At 51.1% G+C, this 15,256-nt stretch carries 16 protein-coding genes; 3 read left to right on the top strand and 13 right to left on the bottom strand.

The annotated features are described in order from the left end of the window. The first annotated feature begins 79 nt into the window (after positions 1-79). A complete protein-coding gene (gene spoVB, locus AWJ19_RS20570; RefSeq protein ID WP_277815827.1) occupies positions 80-1,681 on the top strand; it encodes a stage V sporulation protein B in 1,602 nt (533 codons plus the stop codon). A gap of 3 nt (positions 1,682-1,684) precedes the next feature. Here the strand turns inward: spoVB and AWJ19_RS20575 are convergent, their stop codons facing one another. Continuing rightward, entirely contained in the window at positions 1,685-2,482 is a 798-nt protein-coding gene (locus AWJ19_RS20575; protein WP_068726613.1) for a DUF421 domain-containing protein, read from the bottom strand. A gap of 273 nt (positions 2,483-2,755) precedes the next feature. Here AWJ19_RS20575 and AWJ19_RS20580 point away from each other — a divergent pair, with 273 nt between their 5' ends. Beyond that, a complete protein-coding gene (locus AWJ19_RS20580) occupies positions 2,756-3,148 on the top strand; it encodes a TIGR04086 family membrane protein (RefSeq protein ID WP_068726614.1) in 393 nt (130 codons plus the stop codon). A gap of 94 nt (positions 3,149-3,242) precedes the next feature. Beyond that, positions 3,243-4,079, top strand: a complete 837-nt coding sequence (locus tag AWJ19_RS20585) for a phosphatase PAP2 family protein (RefSeq protein WP_241781823.1) — start codon at positions 3,243-3,245, stop codon at positions 4,077-4,079. A gap of 77 nt (positions 4,080-4,156) precedes the next feature. On the opposite strand, the gene yajC is transcribed toward AWJ19_RS20585, so the two are convergent. The 12 genes from yajC to AWJ19_RS20640 all read right to left on the bottom strand — a co-directional run bounded on the left by yajC (position 4,157) and on the right by AWJ19_RS20640 (position 15,248). Then, positions 4,157-4,465, bottom strand: a complete 309-nt coding sequence (yajC, locus tag AWJ19_RS20590) for a preprotein translocase subunit YajC (protein WP_068726618.1) — start codon at positions 4,463-4,465, stop codon at positions 4,157-4,159. 120 nt (positions 4,466-4,585) lie between these two features. Beyond that, positions 4,586-5,722, bottom strand: coding sequence for a tRNA guanosine(34) transglycosylase Tgt (gene tgt / locus AWJ19_RS20595; protein WP_068726619.1), 1,137 nt, complete (start codon positions 5,720-5,722; stop codon positions 4,586-4,588). A gap of 21 nt (positions 5,723-5,743) precedes the next feature. Then, positions 5,744-6,772, bottom strand: a complete 1,029-nt coding sequence (queA, locus tag AWJ19_RS20600) for a tRNA preQ1(34) S-adenosylmethionine ribosyltransferase-isomerase QueA (protein WP_068726621.1) — start codon at positions 6,770-6,772, stop codon at positions 5,744-5,746. A 9-nt stretch (positions 6,773-6,781) separates the two neighbouring features. Next, on the bottom strand, positions 6,782-8,860 hold the full coding sequence (locus AWJ19_RS20605) for a SpoIID/LytB domain-containing protein (protein ID WP_128083657.1): 2,079 nt from the start codon (positions 8,858-8,860) through the stop codon (positions 6,782-6,784). Positions 8,861-8,924: 64 nt separating this feature from the next. Next, positions 8,925-9,932: a Holliday junction branch migration DNA helicase RuvB gene (gene ruvB, locus AWJ19_RS20610; protein WP_068726625.1), complete on the bottom strand. Its 1,008-nt coding sequence runs from the start codon at positions 9,930-9,932 to the stop codon at positions 8,925-8,927. A gap of 38 nt (positions 9,933-9,970) precedes the next feature. Further along, positions 9,971-10,594, bottom strand: a complete 624-nt coding sequence (gene ruvA / locus AWJ19_RS20615; RefSeq protein ID WP_068726626.1) for a Holliday junction branch migration protein RuvA — start codon at positions 10,592-10,594, stop codon at positions 9,971-9,973. Further along, the gene (gene ruvC, locus AWJ19_RS20620; protein WP_068726628.1) at positions 10,591-11,094 is read right to left on the bottom strand and encodes a crossover junction endodeoxyribonuclease RuvC; all 504 of its coding nucleotides are present in this window, start codon (positions 11,092-11,094) and stop codon (positions 10,591-10,593) included. Before ruvC ends, ruvA begins: the two co-directional genes overlap by 4 nt. Before the next feature lie 219 nt (positions 11,095-11,313). After that, on the bottom strand, positions 11,314-12,048 hold the full coding sequence (locus AWJ19_RS20625; RefSeq protein ID WP_068726630.1) for a LytTR family DNA-binding domain-containing protein: 735 nt from the start codon (positions 12,046-12,048) through the stop codon (positions 11,314-11,316). Between the two features lie 15 nt (positions 12,049-12,063). Next, on the bottom strand, positions 12,064-13,023 hold the full coding sequence (locus AWJ19_RS20630; RefSeq protein ID WP_241781824.1) for a GHKL domain-containing protein: 960 nt from the start codon (positions 13,021-13,023) through the stop codon (positions 12,064-12,066). Positions 13,024-13,549: 526 nt separating this feature from the next. Beyond that, entirely contained in the window at positions 13,550-13,720 is a 171-nt protein-coding gene (locus AWJ19_RS34225) for a cyclic lactone autoinducer peptide (RefSeq protein ID WP_082708017.1), read from the bottom strand. Next, positions 13,692-14,330, bottom strand: coding sequence for an accessory gene regulator B family protein (locus tag AWJ19_RS20635; RefSeq protein ID WP_068726631.1), 639 nt, complete (start codon positions 14,328-14,330; stop codon positions 13,692-13,694). Before AWJ19_RS20635 ends, AWJ19_RS34225 begins: the two co-directional genes overlap by 29 nt. A gap of 243 nt (positions 14,331-14,573) precedes the next feature. Next, positions 14,574-15,248, bottom strand: coding sequence for a 4'-phosphopantetheinyl transferase superfamily protein (locus tag AWJ19_RS20640; RefSeq protein ID WP_068726633.1), 675 nt, complete (start codon positions 15,246-15,248; stop codon positions 14,574-14,576). Positions 15,249-15,256: the final 8 nt, after the last annotated feature.

A 15,256-nucleotide genomic window follows, 5' to 3' on the forward strand; every position in this document is an offset into this window, starting at 1 on the left:
AATATACAAGCCCCGCAGCATCAGCGGACCGGCTCACCTGCGTCTCATTTTATTTCATTTCAGGAAGAAGGAGTGTCCCTTGAAGAAACAGAGGAAACAGACCTTTATACAGGGAACGATGATTCTGCTGGCTGCAGGCATTATTAACCGGATGCTGGGCTTTATACCCAGAATCGCATTGCCGCGGATTATCGGTGCTGAGGGCGTCGGCTTATACCAGCTCGGATACCCTTTTTTCATCGTGCTGATTACGGTTATTACCGGGGGATTACCGCTTGCTATTGCCAAAATGGTGGCCGAGGCGGAAGGGGAAAATCAGCCCGGACAGTCACGCCGCATTCTGCGGACCGGACTTACACTCAGCTTATCGCTCGGCCTGCTGTTTACAGTGATAGCGCTGCTTAGCGCTTCATGGGTTACCCGCTTTATTTTAACGGACAGCCGGGTATATTATACCTTTGTCAGCATGACACCGATGATTTCAATCGTGGCGGTATCCTCCATATTCCGCGGATATTTCCAGGGAAGACAGAACATGATTCCTTCTGCGCTTTCCTCGGTGCTGGAATCGGTAGTCCGGATCTTTTTCATGCTGTGGTTCTCATATCTGCTTCTGCCTAAGGGAATGGCGTATGCGGCAGCCGGTGCAATGCTGGGAGTAACGGTCGGGGAGATTGTGGGGATGCTGGCCCTGCTGGCCCAATACTATTTTATCGTAAAAAAAGATGAACAGGACAGCTCTGCACCCGATATAGCGCATGAGCCTCAATTAAATAAGCATAACCAGGCCGTGGAAAAGCCGGGCGGTTCGCTGCTCAGCCGCATGCTCGGTATTGCCGTTCCTGTCACGGCAGGCCGGCTCGTCGGTTCCTTTTCTTATCTGCTGGAGTCGATTATTACTGCCCGCAGTCTGGCACTGGCCGGAATTGCCGCGGCGGCGGCCACTGCCCAATACGGCTCCCTCCAGGGGATGGTAATTCCGCTGCTGCTGCTGCCGGGCGTGCTTAGCTCTTCTCTGGCTGTTTCACTTGTGCCATCTCTGTCGGAAGCGGCAGCCCGCCGCGATTTGCCGGCAATCCATAAACGGATGCACCAGGCTCTTAGGCTTGCTATGGTTACAGGCGCTCCCTTTGCGGCCATTATGTATGTGCTCGCCGTACCGCTGTGCACACTGATGTACGGCAACGCGGACACCGCTCCCATGCTGAAGCTGATGGCCCCCTTCGCCCTTTTTCTGTATGTACAGGCACCGCTGCAGGCAGCCCTTCAGGCCATGGACCGGCCTGGCCGGGCACTCATCAACACACTTGCCGGAGCAGTGGTTAAGATCATGCTGATTCTCATGCTGGCCTCCCGGCCGGAGTACGGGATATACGGTGCCATTATCGCCATTATCGTTAACAGTATTCTGGTGACGCTGCTGCATGGAGCCAGTGTCGTAAAGCTGATCCAATTCTCAATCCGGATCACCGACCCTCTAAAAACAGCTACAGCCATGATAATCATGGCTGCCGGGACCTCCTATGTGTATACTTCCGTACCGCTCTCCGGCACCATGTGGCTGCAGTTTCTGTTCGCCTCTGCATGCGGTATGGCTCTGTATCTGGGCATCTGCCTGCTGTCCGGCCTGATCTCTGTCCGGGATCTGGACCGGGTGCCTTTTTTCAGAAGGCGGCGCTAGACATTAGCGGCTGCGCTGCCGGTCTACATAAATTTTACCGGTATGGTCGATGGAGCATAAAAATACATCACGGAAATCGGATACACCCTTCTGGCGGATCTGTGTCCGCAGCCAGAACCGGTTTTTACCGATCATCTCCAGATTATCATCCTGTACCTTTCCGTCCATAATCAGCGGAACCGGCAAGCCTTCATACCTGATTTTGCTCTTGGCGATATTTACTCCTGATGTGTTTCCTGACTTCCCGGAGCCGCCTGTGCTGCCCGAGCCGGCACCTGAACTCCGGTCCTGCTGATTCTCGGCGGTATCGCTGCTGTTGCCGGACTGGTTGGATGACGAGACATTTCTGTTTTTTTCAATCACAGTCAGCTGGCCGCTCGTCTCCAGAATCGCAAATTCCACATCAGCCGGGCTGACAATATTCTGCCCGCGCAGCTGCAGCAGCAGATCATCCATATTATAGCGCTGCCTGCGCATCTCACTCCGGTGCAGCTTCCCGTTTGAGATCAGCACGCTTGGCCTGCCGTCAATCAGCAGCCGCAGCTTCCTGCTTTTGAGACTGAGCTGGGCTACAAGGACCTGGATTACAACCAGTGTAGCCATCGGAATTACCCCGTCTGAAATCGGGCGTTCAATGTCATCAATTACAAAGACCGCTATCTCAGCAATCATAATGGAAATGGTCAGGTCAAACACAGACAGCTTGCCGATCTCCCGTTTCCCCATAATCCGCATGCTCAGGAAAATGAAGATATACATCAGCACGGTCAGAAAGACATGACTAGTAATATGCTGGAACATATTCTCTCCGCTCCCCTTTCCGTATCTCACCCTCAGCCGGTGTGCAGGGGTGGATGAATGTAACCCTATTCTGGCCTCACTGCCAAGGGAACATTCGGAAGCTGCCTTATAAATTACTGGTAAATGAACTGCCTTTGCCAAACTTGTACTATTGGGGCAAGCCCTCCCATACAATATGTAATAACTGAACAGCATCATCTAAAATGTCTTTGTATTTTTGTATGGGGCTAAATCAATGGAAGGTATACTAAAAAAATTTTAGGAGGTTCTATCATGTATTTAATCCGGCGTCTGTTCTCGTGGAGAATATCCAGTCCTGTGCTTTCAGGGTTATGCCGCTCCTTTATGTGGATGCTGCTGGGGGCCATCGTCCTCTCGCTTTTGCTGTGGGGCAGCGGAATGAAGGAACAGGACCTCGCGATGTATACCTACATAGTCCACGGGATTGCCGCCGCCTTCGGGGGGTTGACCGCAGGACGGAGAGCCTCAAGTAAAGGCTGGTACCAAGGTGCGCTGACAGGGGGATTTTACGGCGTGATTGTATTGCTGGTCGGATTTCTTGCACTGGACAGCTCGCCTGCCGGTATAGACGGCTTATGGGTGCTGGCAGCAGCGGCAATTGGCGCACTCGGCGGTATATTTGGCGTCAATTTACAAAAATCCTAATAAATTTAATTTCGGAGAACCTGAAATCTTTTATTGAAAATATGTTACACTGGGTTCATCTGATTTGTTTTTGCTCGAGGAGGCTTTGACTATTTTGCTTTACCAATCCATGAATCATGTAGTGCTGTTTACGATTGTAATCGTAGTCCTGTTAATCTGGCTCGGCTCCAGGCGCAATCCCTTATCAGCATTCTTAGAGCTCGGGAGGGAGCTGCTCCGCTCCTATAAGTTTTTATTAATTGTTGCCGGTATGATCAGCGTTTTAACCCTTAATAAATATGAACTGCAGATTGAGAAAAAAATGCATCTCGGCTCCGACTTCACCTCATTTATATTCGGGCTTGAGGGGCACTTCGTCCAGCATGTCCAGCAGCTCTTTTATGCACCCTGGCTGACACCGGTTATCGTGTTCTTCTACATTTTTATGCTTCAGTCTGTACTTGGCGCTTCGCTGGGTGTGTATTTGCTGGATAAGAACCGTGTCATGCTCTATGCAACCTGCTATACGATCATGCTGGTCTATGCCGTTGCGATTCCGTTCTATCTCTACTTTCCGGTCAATGAGGTCTGGGCCTATGCCCCGGCTGGCGTACGGTTTACGATGCTGGATGTGTTTCCGAGATTTGAACAGGAATACCGGCCGCTTTCCGGCCTGAACAACTGCTTCCCGAGCCTGCATACGGCCATTTCTGTTTCTACCGCGATCCTGGCTTACCGCTCCGGCAACCGGCGCTGGATGGCGATTACGACCGTTTCAGCCGCTCTGATTGTATTTGGGATTTTCTATCTCGGCATTCACTGGCTTACCGACATGATTGGAGGTACCATACTGGCCGTGGTTTCCACTTCTGTAGCTGTCCAGCTGGCTAAGCTTACCCTTCGCAGCGGTCAGGAGAGCCTTACCGTTCCAAGCCGGGTCACCAATTCATAATCTATCATCTGCATAATAAAAAAAGCGGCGTTCCTCCATAAGAGAGAACGCCGCTTTTATGTACGTAATAAACGGAATTATTCTTTATCTTCCGCAATTGTAACTGCATGGCTGATTGACCCTCGGTCAAAAGTCAGCTTGGTTACATCATTTACCCGCAGAACAACGATATCGTCGGACAGCTCAACAATTGTTCCGTGCAGGCCGCCGATCGTAACGATCTTGTCGCCTTTCTTCAGCGCTTTGAGCATGGCGTTACGTGTCTTGGTCTTCTTCTGCTGCGGACGGATCAGCAGGAAGTAGAATACCACGAACATGAGCACAAACGGGCCTACCAGACCCAGAATGCTTCCGCCGCTTCCAGTACCTGATGCTAATTGAAACATATTTCTCCCCCCTTTCAATATGCATGGCAGCACAATCTAGTTCTCTAGTACACGTTTACTGCAAGTTAAGACATTACTGTTCATGCTGCAATAAGACCATATGGTAAACACACAGTTGTACTAGAAGCCTTTAAGATTATCATACAATCCGTATTGTGCAAAAAACTCATCGCGGAAATCAAGCAGCCGGTCTTCTCTGATGGCTTCACGCACCTTGCGCATCAAATCCAGCAGGAACTGCAGGTTATGATAGGTCGTTAAACGCAGGCCAAAGGTTTCATCGGCTTTGATCAGATGACGTAAATAAGCACGGGAATAATTCCGGCAGGTGTAGCAGTTGCACTCCGGATCAAGCGGCCCGAAATCACGGGCATACTGCGCATTGCGCACAACAAGTCTTCCCTGGCTGGTCATCGTCGTTCCGTTGCGGGCGATACGGGTAGGCAGGACGCAGTCGAACATGTCCACTCCGCGGATTGCCCCCTCAAGCAGCGCATCCGGTGAACCGACGCCCATCAGATAACGCGGTTTATTCTGCGGCAGGAGCGGAACGGTATAATCCAGCACATCATACATAATCTGCTTGGACTCACCGACGCTGAGCCCCCCAATAGCATACCCCGGGAAATCCATGGAAGTCAAATCAGCGGCGCTCTGGCGGCGCAGGTCTTCATACATGCCACCCTGCACGATTGCAAACAGGCCCTGATCCTCCGGGCGGGCGTGAGCCTTGAGGCATCTTTCCGCCCAGCGCGTTGTGCGCTCCAGCGATTTTTTGACGTAATCATATTCCGCCGGGTAAGGCGGACACTCGTCGAACGCCATCATAATATCGGAACCGAGCGCATTCTGCACCTCCATCGCTACTTCCGGCGACAGGAACTTCTTGTCTCCGTTAAGGTGAGAGCGGAAATGAACGCCTTCTTCAGTAATTTTGCGCATGTCACTAAGCGAGAACACCTGAAAACCGCCGCTGTCCGTCAGAATCGGACGGTCCCAGTTCATGAATTTATGCAGTCCGCCGGCTTCGCGGACAATATCGTGCCCCGGACGCAGGAACAGGTGATAGGTGTTGCTCAGAATAATCTGGGCATCCATCTGCTTGAGCTCTTCAGGGGCCATTGTTTTGACAGTGGCCTGTGTGCCCACCGGCATAAAGGTAGGGGTTTCAATAATTCCGTGCGGTGTGTGGACTCTGCCGAGCCGTGCTCCGGACTGCTTACAGGTCTTAATGTGTTCATACGTAATTGCTGCCATATAGTTAACCCTTTCTCTTGCTTAATAAATAAACATTGCATCACCGAAGCTGAAGAAGCGGTAATGCTCTTTGATTGCTTCCTCATAAGCGGCGAGGATATGCTCACGACCTGCTAAAGCGCTGACCAGCATAACAAGTGTGGATTTCGGCAGGTGGAAATTCGTAATCAGCGCATTGACCACTGTAAACTGATAGCCGGGATAAATGAAAATATCCGTCCAGCCGCTGCAGGCTGTAAGCGGTCCGCCATCCGCCTGTCTTCCAACCGTTTCAAGTGTCCGGCAGGAGGTGGTGCCGACAGCAATAATCCGTCCGCCCCTTGATCTAGCTTCATTGAGCAGGTCCGCTGTCTCCTGGGACAGCATATAATACTCGGCATGCATGACATGCTCTTCAACCTTATCTACCGACATCGGCCGGAAGGTGCCAAGTCCCACATGAAGGGTAATATAGGCGATATTTACACCCTTAGCGGCGATCTGCTCCAGCAGTTCCTTCGTAAAATGCAGCCCTGCCGTAGGTGCAGCCGCCGATCCCTCATGGCGGGCATATACCGTCTGATACCGTTCACGGTCATCCAGTGTCTCCTTAATATAAGGAGGCAGCGGCATTGAACCCAGCCGGTCGAGAATTTCCTGAAAAATCCCCTTATAGATGAAGCGGAGTGTCCGTCCGCCCATATCAGCCTCTTCTTCAATAACAGCCTTGAGTTCATCGCTGAACACAATAACTGCACCGTTCTTCAGCTTCTTGCCCGGCTTCACCAGCGCTTCCCAGCGGTCTTCGCCCAGATTCTTCAGGAGCAGCACTTCCGCTTTGGCGCCGGTATCCTCCTTGACTCCGAACAGTCTGGCCGGAATGACCCTGGTATCGTTCAATACAAGGGTGTCTCCCGGCTGAAACTGCTCCAGTATATCTGTGAAATGCCGGTGCTGAGTCTGCCCAGTCTCCTTGTCGACCATCAGCAGTCTTGAAGCACTGCGGTCAAGCAGCGGAGTTTGGGCAATCAGCTCCTCCGGCAGATGAAAGTCATAATCTTCTACGTTCATGCTCTGTCTTCATTCCTTAACTATAGTAACGTTATTAAAATAGTGTTGCAATATTTGCTTATAATCATACCCTTTGTCTGCCATCCCTTTGACACCCCATTGGGACATGCCGAGTCCATGCCCGTTCCCCCAGCCGATGAAATAGAATCCGCTGGTCCCGGTTACGACTCTTGCGGCAGCATCCGCGCCCATGACAACAGTCCCGCTGGTATTAGCAGACACCTTGCCGGTAGCGGACAACACACCCGCAGTCTGCGAGCCGCTGACTGTAGCGGTTTTGCCGTCAGCGCCTAATACAGTATAACTGCCGGAAGGTACAATATCAAACAAGGTGCTGGGCAATCCGTTAAAGGCAGACCGGAACAAATCCGGGTATTTCACCTGCAGGATTTCACCGTTTGCCTTCACCTGCGTTGCTCTGCCCGAAGGCCCGCGCTGCGTTACCTGCAGGCTGATAATGGAAGACGGCAGAGCATTGCTGGTCTTGCCGCTCAAACTCTTAAGCAGCTCGGACGAAGTATACGGTCCTTTGATCCAGCTGTAGCTGCCGTTTTCGTAGACCTGGTCCAGTACAATGGCATTGTCGCCCGGATTCAGCTTGCCTACGGGATTGGCACTGCTCTCAATAACCGGCAATGGCCGGACATTCACATCCTTGGTTGTTGCCGTCGCAATGCTGAGTCCGGCCGCATTCTTGCTACCGGTCAGCTTGATATTATCCTCACGGGCATAACCGGCCACACCGCTTGGCAGCAGGAGATAATACCATTTCTTCGAGGTCCCTACCGCAGCCGCATCCTCTGCGCTGGGTACGCTGACGAAGGTATTCCCTCCGTTATTCCATACCTCCGAAGGGTCTGCTGTCCTGCCGCCGCTATTGGAGGAAAAGACCGCTTCGACCACCTTTCCGCCGCTCATCAGCACCTCGCCGGCAGTATCATCAACAGCCTTGGTAATTACCGGGGCTTCAGCGCCGATACCGTTATAGACCTGGCTAAGTGTCGTATCGACCACATTCGCTACCTCAAATTTGTTGCCCTGGGCCCGCGCATAGCTTCTTGCAGCCACCGCCTGGGCTTTCAGCGCTTCGGCCGGCCAGCCCGAGGAGACTTCGCCGCCGACTACAGCATACAGATACTGTTCCATGGGAACCACATTAATAACAGCCAGTGATCCTGCAAGTCCGCTCAGCTCCAGATCCCCGCGGTAGGTCCGTTTGGATCTTTCGGTGATCTGGATTCCGGATGCGTTACCGGCCGCAGTAAACTTCGCTCCGCTGCCGGAGACAACATAATGAAACGCCTGGCCCTGGCTTGTCCAGTCCATTCCGGCATCCGTGCGGATGATTAATCCAGGTGTGCTCACAGCAGTTGTCCCCAAGGAAAGCTGCGGGAGAGCTGCCGCTGCCTGTACCTGCAGAGCAGCCAGCTCACTGTCGTTCACCGCTTCTCCGGCCCATACCTGGAACCGGGCGCTGCCGTCAGCACCTGCCGCCAGCACCTTCCAGGCATCCATTCCGGCATCCGTTATACTCCCAAGCACGGTTTCTGCTTCCTGTGAGGAGGCAAAATCACCGGCCAGCAGATGCTTATTGCCCTTCACGGCTGCAGCCTGACCGTCCGGAATGGACAGGCCGGCCTTATTGACGCGGGCAAGCCCGTCCTTCGCGGCAGCTTCACTGGCATAGGGAGCCGTGTACAACTGGTATACACTGGCGCCGCCGCGTGTTGTCACGAACAGCTGCGGTTTATCGGAAGTGGCCTGCAGCTTCTTCGCGGCATCGGCCGCAGTCTGCCAGGACGAGGTCTCCATTACTTTAACCTTGTAAAGATCCAGACTCACGCGGATTTTGTTATTGCCGGAAACAGGCAGCAGCGTAGTTCCGCCGGCCATCAGATTGAACGCTTCTGCAGACTGCAGTGTAACGAACGGGACAGTCGATTTATATTTGCTGCCGATATCGGCATATAGGGCAACCCTGATCGGTGCGGATTCGGCATAAGTGCCGCCTGCAGGAACAAGCAAACTTCCGGCGGTCAGCGCTGCCGCAAGCAGCGCCCGGCTTAGCTGCCTGGCAAACTTCATCATGTCATCCCCCTTGGAGTTATTGGAGTTAGTTGTAGGCTAAAGATTACTGTTCAGGACAATATCCTTAATTCGGCTGCGGCGGTAGCGGCAGGCCCAAATGATGATAAGCAGCCGGAGTTACGATTCTGCCTCTTGGCGTCCGCTGCAGAAAGCCAATCTGCAGCAGATACGGCTCATATACATCTTCAATCGTCTGACTCTCTTCACCGATCGTAGCAGCAATCGTATCCAGACCGACAGGCCCGCCCCGGAACGAGGTGATCATAGCGTTCAGCATTTTATGGTCTATGCTGTCCAGGCCGCGCGGGTCAACCTGCAGCATCTTCAGTGATTCGGCGGCAATCTCCGGGGTAATAATCCCGTCCCCGCGCACCTGCGCGAAATCACGGACCCGCTTCAGCAGGCGGTTGGCGATACGCGGTGTCCCCCGGGAACGCAGGGCAACCGCCTCTGCGGCATCGCCGACGATCTCAATCCCGAGCATTTCAGCACTGCGCGACACAATGAAGCTGAGCTCGTCGATGGTGTAGTATTCCAGCCGGCTGACCACTCCAAAGCGGTCCCGCAGCGGTGCAGACAGCAGACCGGCGCGGGTCGTGGCCCCGATCAGCGTAAACGGAGGCAGATCCAGCCTGACGGAGCGGGCGCTTGGCCCTTTGCCGATCATAATATCCAGGGCAAAGTCCTCCATGGCCGGATACATGACCTCCTCCACCGTGCGGTGCAGCCGGTGAATCTCGTCGATGAACAGCACATCGCCCTCCTGCAGATTGGTCAGCAGGGCGGCCAGATCACCGGGCCGTTCAATCGCCGGGCCTGAGGTTGTCCGCAGATTCACGCCGAGCTCGTTGGCGATAATATTCGCCAGCGTCGTTTTGCCGAGTCCCGGCGGCCCGTACAGCAGCACATGATCCAGCGCCTCGCTGCGCATCTTGGCGGCTTCAATATAGATCTTCAGGTTTTCCTTCACCTGATTCTGTCCGATGTATTCGCCTAAATAACGCGGACGCAGGCTGAATTCCACCGCCTGCTCGTCCATCATCAGATTGGCCGATATAATCCGGTCATCCATTATTTATCACTCCGTTCTTCAACACTGTTAGCAGCCTCTTACTTGGCAATATACAGCAGCCCCAGCGCCTTCTTCATCAGCACGTCGACAGTTCCCGTATCCGTGCCTTCCTTCTTCATTGTCAGCCATACACGGTCGAGCTCTGCTTCTGTATATCCGAGTGCCTTCAGTGCATCCCGCGCTTCTTCCCAAGGCAGGGCGGCCGCTTTCGCCTCCGCTTCAGCCGCTACCGCGAACAATCCGGTCTGGATCGGCACGGAGCTCAGTCCGTCCAGTTTGTCGCGCAGGTCGAGGATCATCCGCTGTGCGGTCTTTTTGCCGATGCCCGGCAGCTTGGTCAGGAAGGTGATATTCTCCTGGTAGATGGCCGAGATCAGCTGATCCGGCGTCCCCCCGGTCAGAATGCCGAGCGCGACCCGCGGGCCGATGCCGGACACCTCGATCAGCTTGCGGAACAGCTTCTGCTCCTCCCGGGTCGGGAACCCGAACAGCAGCGTGGCATCCTCACGGGTCTGATAGTGGATATAGACCATTACTGGACCTTCCGTCTTGGCAAAGGCATACGGATTCGGACAGAATACCCGGTAGCCTACCCCTTGTATATCAAGCACAATATATTCGGACTCCAGATAAACAACCGGTCCTCTTAAAAAATCTATCATTTTCGCAATACCTCATTTAATTTGGAATTTAGACTCACGGAATGGGCATGACACACCGCTACCGCCAGGGCATCGGCCACATCATCCGGCTTGGGGACTGCAGACAGCTTCAGGAGCAGTTTCACCATTTCCTGCACCTGCTTCTTCTCGGCCTTGCCGTATCCGACGACCGCCTGCTTCACCATCATTGGCGTATACTCGGAAACAGGGAGCCCCTTCTGTACAGCCGCCAGAATCAGCACACCGCGGGCCTGCGCCACCGGGAGTGCTGTTGTTACGTTCCGGGCAAAAAACAGCTTCTCTATAGCAACCATGTCCGGCTTATAACGGTCAATAAGCTGAACCATGCCCTCATAGACATGCAGAAGCCGCTCTTCCTCCGGCGTATGCGCCTCTGTCTGAATAGAGCCATACTGAACAGGTGTCAGTTTATTTCCTGTCTTATCAATAAAACCGAAGCCGACAATCGCCAGCCCCGGGTCAATTCCCAAAATACGCAAATCCGATCTCTCCTCTGCTACAGGCAGGATATTCCTCATGACGGTCCATTGTCCGCCCTTAAAGCGAACATATGTATTCCTTCTACCCATTATAACAAAAATCCCCCTGGCGGGAGCATAAAATTTGCTTTCCCCGGAGATTAAGAAACAAAAAAAGCGGATGCCCGGCTGCCCCGGTGCTGATCCGCTCTTTCAGTAATATAAGTATAGTTTCTGTTATCAGTGCGGAATAATATCCTTTAGCCCCCCGAGAAAACGGCTGGAGGCATAACAAATCTCCCCGTTAATCATCCGGATTTCACGATTCTTCGTATCCACCTCGGCAATATTATCCTTATTGACGACAAAGGAGTTGTGACAGCGGTAGAACCGCGAGTCCATCTCCAGAATATCCTTCAGCTTGCCGTAGAACTCGACCTGGCGGTTTTTGGCATGCAGGATGATTTTGTGCAGCTGCGGCGAGGTCTCAAAGAATAAAATATCATTATAATCAACGCTGATCATCTTATCGCCGGATTTGGTCTGGAATTTCTTAATATTGTTATACTTGTTCTGCAGATAACGGGTATTGGCAGTATCAATGCACTCAATAACGCGCTGGCGGATATCTGTAAATTTGTCCTTCGTTATATAATCCATTGCTTCCACCTTGTAGGTGAATGTTAAATAGGTTAGCTCCGAGTGAGTGGTCACGAAGACAATGGCTCCCAGGCTGTCATACTGGCGGATCTCCGCGCCCAGTGCAATCCCGCTCTTCTCCTCCTGCAGATCCACATCCAGAAAGTACAGTCCCGTCACCCGGTTATTCTGCAGATAGTCAAGAATATCCTTGGAACGCCCTGTGGAGATGACCAGCTTCATATCCAGATTCTCCATCATAATATAGTTCTCTATGTAACTGTTGAGCCGCTTTCTTTGTTCCGGGTCATCTTCGCATACAAATATCTCCAGCATCCATATTCCTCCAATCTAATACACTTCAAGTTCCTGAATAAACTGTCCGTCTTTCCTGTATGTATCCAGTGTAACACCGGCGCACTGGGAGACAATCTCCCTCAGGTTGCTCAGCCCGAGCCCGCGGCCCGTACCTTTGGTGGAGAATCCTTTTTCAAAAATCTGGTGCAGCTCCGGACCGTTCGGCTGGCAGCTGTTCGCTACGGCAATCAGTAGACCTCCGGAACGCTTAACCAGTGCAACCCGCAGGTTGGAGGCTTCACATTTGGCAGCCTCTTCAATGGCATTATCCAGGATAATCCCCAGACAACGACACAGCTTGACGGAATCCATGTTGATCGCCTCAATCGGCTCTACTGCCTCAACAACAGCATCAATATGCAGCTCCTGGGCACGGATCAGCTTCGAGGATAGAATGCCCTTCAGCTCCTGGACCTTTACATTTTGCAGCGAACCCAGCTTATAGTTGTTATTCTGCATCCCCTGGCTAATCGGAAGAATCTTGTTGTCAAAATAGGTGCCCAGCCCTTCCATATCCTTCGATCTTATGTATTCTGACATCGACAAAAGAATATTGATATAATCATGGCGGAATTTCTGCATGTCGGTGTACATCATTTCCAGATTGTCGGTGTACTCCAGGAGACGCTCATACTGCTCCTGCTTGCCCTGCATTACAGCCTCTTTCATAACACTGCGCGTCAGCACCATGAACACACCAATTAAGAGGATGAAATAAAATATAAACAGCAGGCTGTTCGCCCGAATATTGGCACTCGTGAATCCCTGCTGCTTCCCGATTAAGATATTGGCATAAAAAATCACTACCGTAATGACACAGAGAACAGCGAACAAAATCCCGTATCTGCGGAATAGAAGATCATATGCCTGGAACCTGGTGAAAAGAAACCGGACGGCAAAAACGAGAAGGATGGCAATCACGAAATAAGTAAGGTAGTAGTATATATTGTCCAAGAATCCGTTGTTGATCTCCTCAAGAGAGGTATTAAAGAGCCTGATAAAGATACCGGTTGCTATGTAGTCGCTGATTACTGAAATAATTATCGCTATGATCGGAAAGATGATACTGAATACAATTCCCCTTGATTTCCAGTAACTTAATACAATACAAAAAAACAGAATAATAGTTATACTGGGAATTCCAATCATTATGTATAGAGGATATCCGATACAAAAGGAGCCTACAAACATTACAAGACTGAATTTCAGATTGAATCTTCCCTGATTTAACATATAAATACTCAAAGAGAGTGTTAACATCTGAACGCCAACCGATAATAATTCTCCCAAAATCCCTATCCCCCTCAGCTTAAGTCACTCTATAATTTTATACAAGATTGGAACTTTAACCCTATACAAATCATTGTAATTCATACAAGATAATCTAGTAAAGCTGAATAACCCAAAAAAGCCTCCTATACCGGAGACCTTTTCGGAATCTATTGGTTTCATAACCGTGCAGTGATGCATAAATCACAAGTTATTTATGGGCTGAGGCCTTTAATAACTCCATCGGAATTTTAGGTTCGTGGAAGAATGTAATGCAGCAAGTTTCCATTGCAATATCTCCGCTCTTGATTGCTGCACTTCTCACTGCTGCGGCCATACCGTCTTTTACCTCGTTAAACATTCTTTGCGTCATAGTTTTCATAATTATTATAGCTCCTTTTTAATAGTTTATAGGTTATTGGCAGAATCATCATTACTTGAAGCAGAATTCCCGTGAGCAGTAAAGCCTTGACAGTGGGGCTTGGAATCACCAGAGCGGTACATACAATCAGCAGACTGGACCTTGTTGTAGCCCTTCTTAATTTCTCTCTTCTTTCTTTGCCAAGCAGCGGAAATTTATCTGTATCCGCCGGTGCATACCGGTAAAGCAGCAATGTAGCCAGTAAACCAATGATTCCTACCTGTATGTTGTTGAACCTTATGTATTGTTCGCATAAATACGGTATGCCTATGAACATTGCAGTACTTGATATACTGCACATCAAGCTGCTGCTTGCATGGAGGCCAAATGCTGTTTTGCGGATTGCGAAGTAGGCGCCGTGCATGATTAATGTCTGCCAGAGCAGATGGAACAGGATTGCCGCTCCGTAGACCAGAACCATTTTATTCAGGTTAATCAGCAGCATTTCAAATCCCAGCTTCATTTTCAGGTAATCAATGTATTCTCCCTCACGCTCCTTGTTCATTCTTCGGGCCATTTTGCAGGCCAGCGATTCGGTAAATCCCATCTTTACTGCTTCTTCAGCTTCCATTTTATTTGGTCACCTCTCTTGTCCTTAATATTAAACTTTTTATTGAGGAGTGAATGATTCAGGCACAGGATGCCGTTCAATTGTAGTAACTGCGTGCATAAATGCCGGGGGATGTCCTAAATGTGCCTTTTTTACACGTACCTGTGAAAACGAATACAGCGGCCTAGACAAAAAAACCGCCGCTCAACCGGGAAAGCTCCGGATGCAGCGGCGGCGGATGAGCGGGCGGTATCATTAAAGGCTTCAAGTGTCGATCAGAACCTTCAGGACATCGCCCACCTCAATCTTTTGCGGGACGACCAGGCTGCAGATTTCCTGATCGTTTTTCATAAAGGAGTAACCGGTCAGGAACGGGAAGTTTTTGAAGCAGACCTTGAACACCTCCGTACCGAACATGGTCTCCGGCCTGATTGCGGAGATTTCATAAATGGAGTAATCCGCGAGCAGCCCCATCTTGAACGCCTTCCCCAGCGCTTCCTTGCAGCTGAAGAACATGTAAGCGAAACGGACGGACGAGCCATATCCGGCTATCAGCTCCTTTTCCCCGGTGCTCAGCATTTCTTCAATCGGTACTTCCAGCCGGATGGTCTCCATATCGATGCCTACTATATTATCCTTGGAGTAAACAACGGAAAGCACATAACGCTTGGAATGGCTGAGACCTACCTCAACCGCCTGGTCTTTGATAATTGGATAACGCAGGCTTCCGTACTCAACCGTAATTCCGCTGAGCTTCCCTTTAAAGGAAGCGGACTGGCTGGCCAGATTTTTTTTGATCGCATAACGCCCGTACAGAAATTCCCTGCGCCGGCTCTCATTGCAGATATTGCAGTACATTATATACTCTGTTGAGCTTAATATTTCACTGGCCTCGAAGGCATGCTGCTCCTTCATATCGATCAGATGCGGACTAATCATGGCCTCAT

This window comes from Paenibacillus sp. DMB5 (genome assembly GCF_001517085.1).
Classification (GTDB): domain Bacteria; phylum Bacillota; class Bacilli; order Paenibacillales; family Paenibacillaceae; genus Paenibacillus_AQ.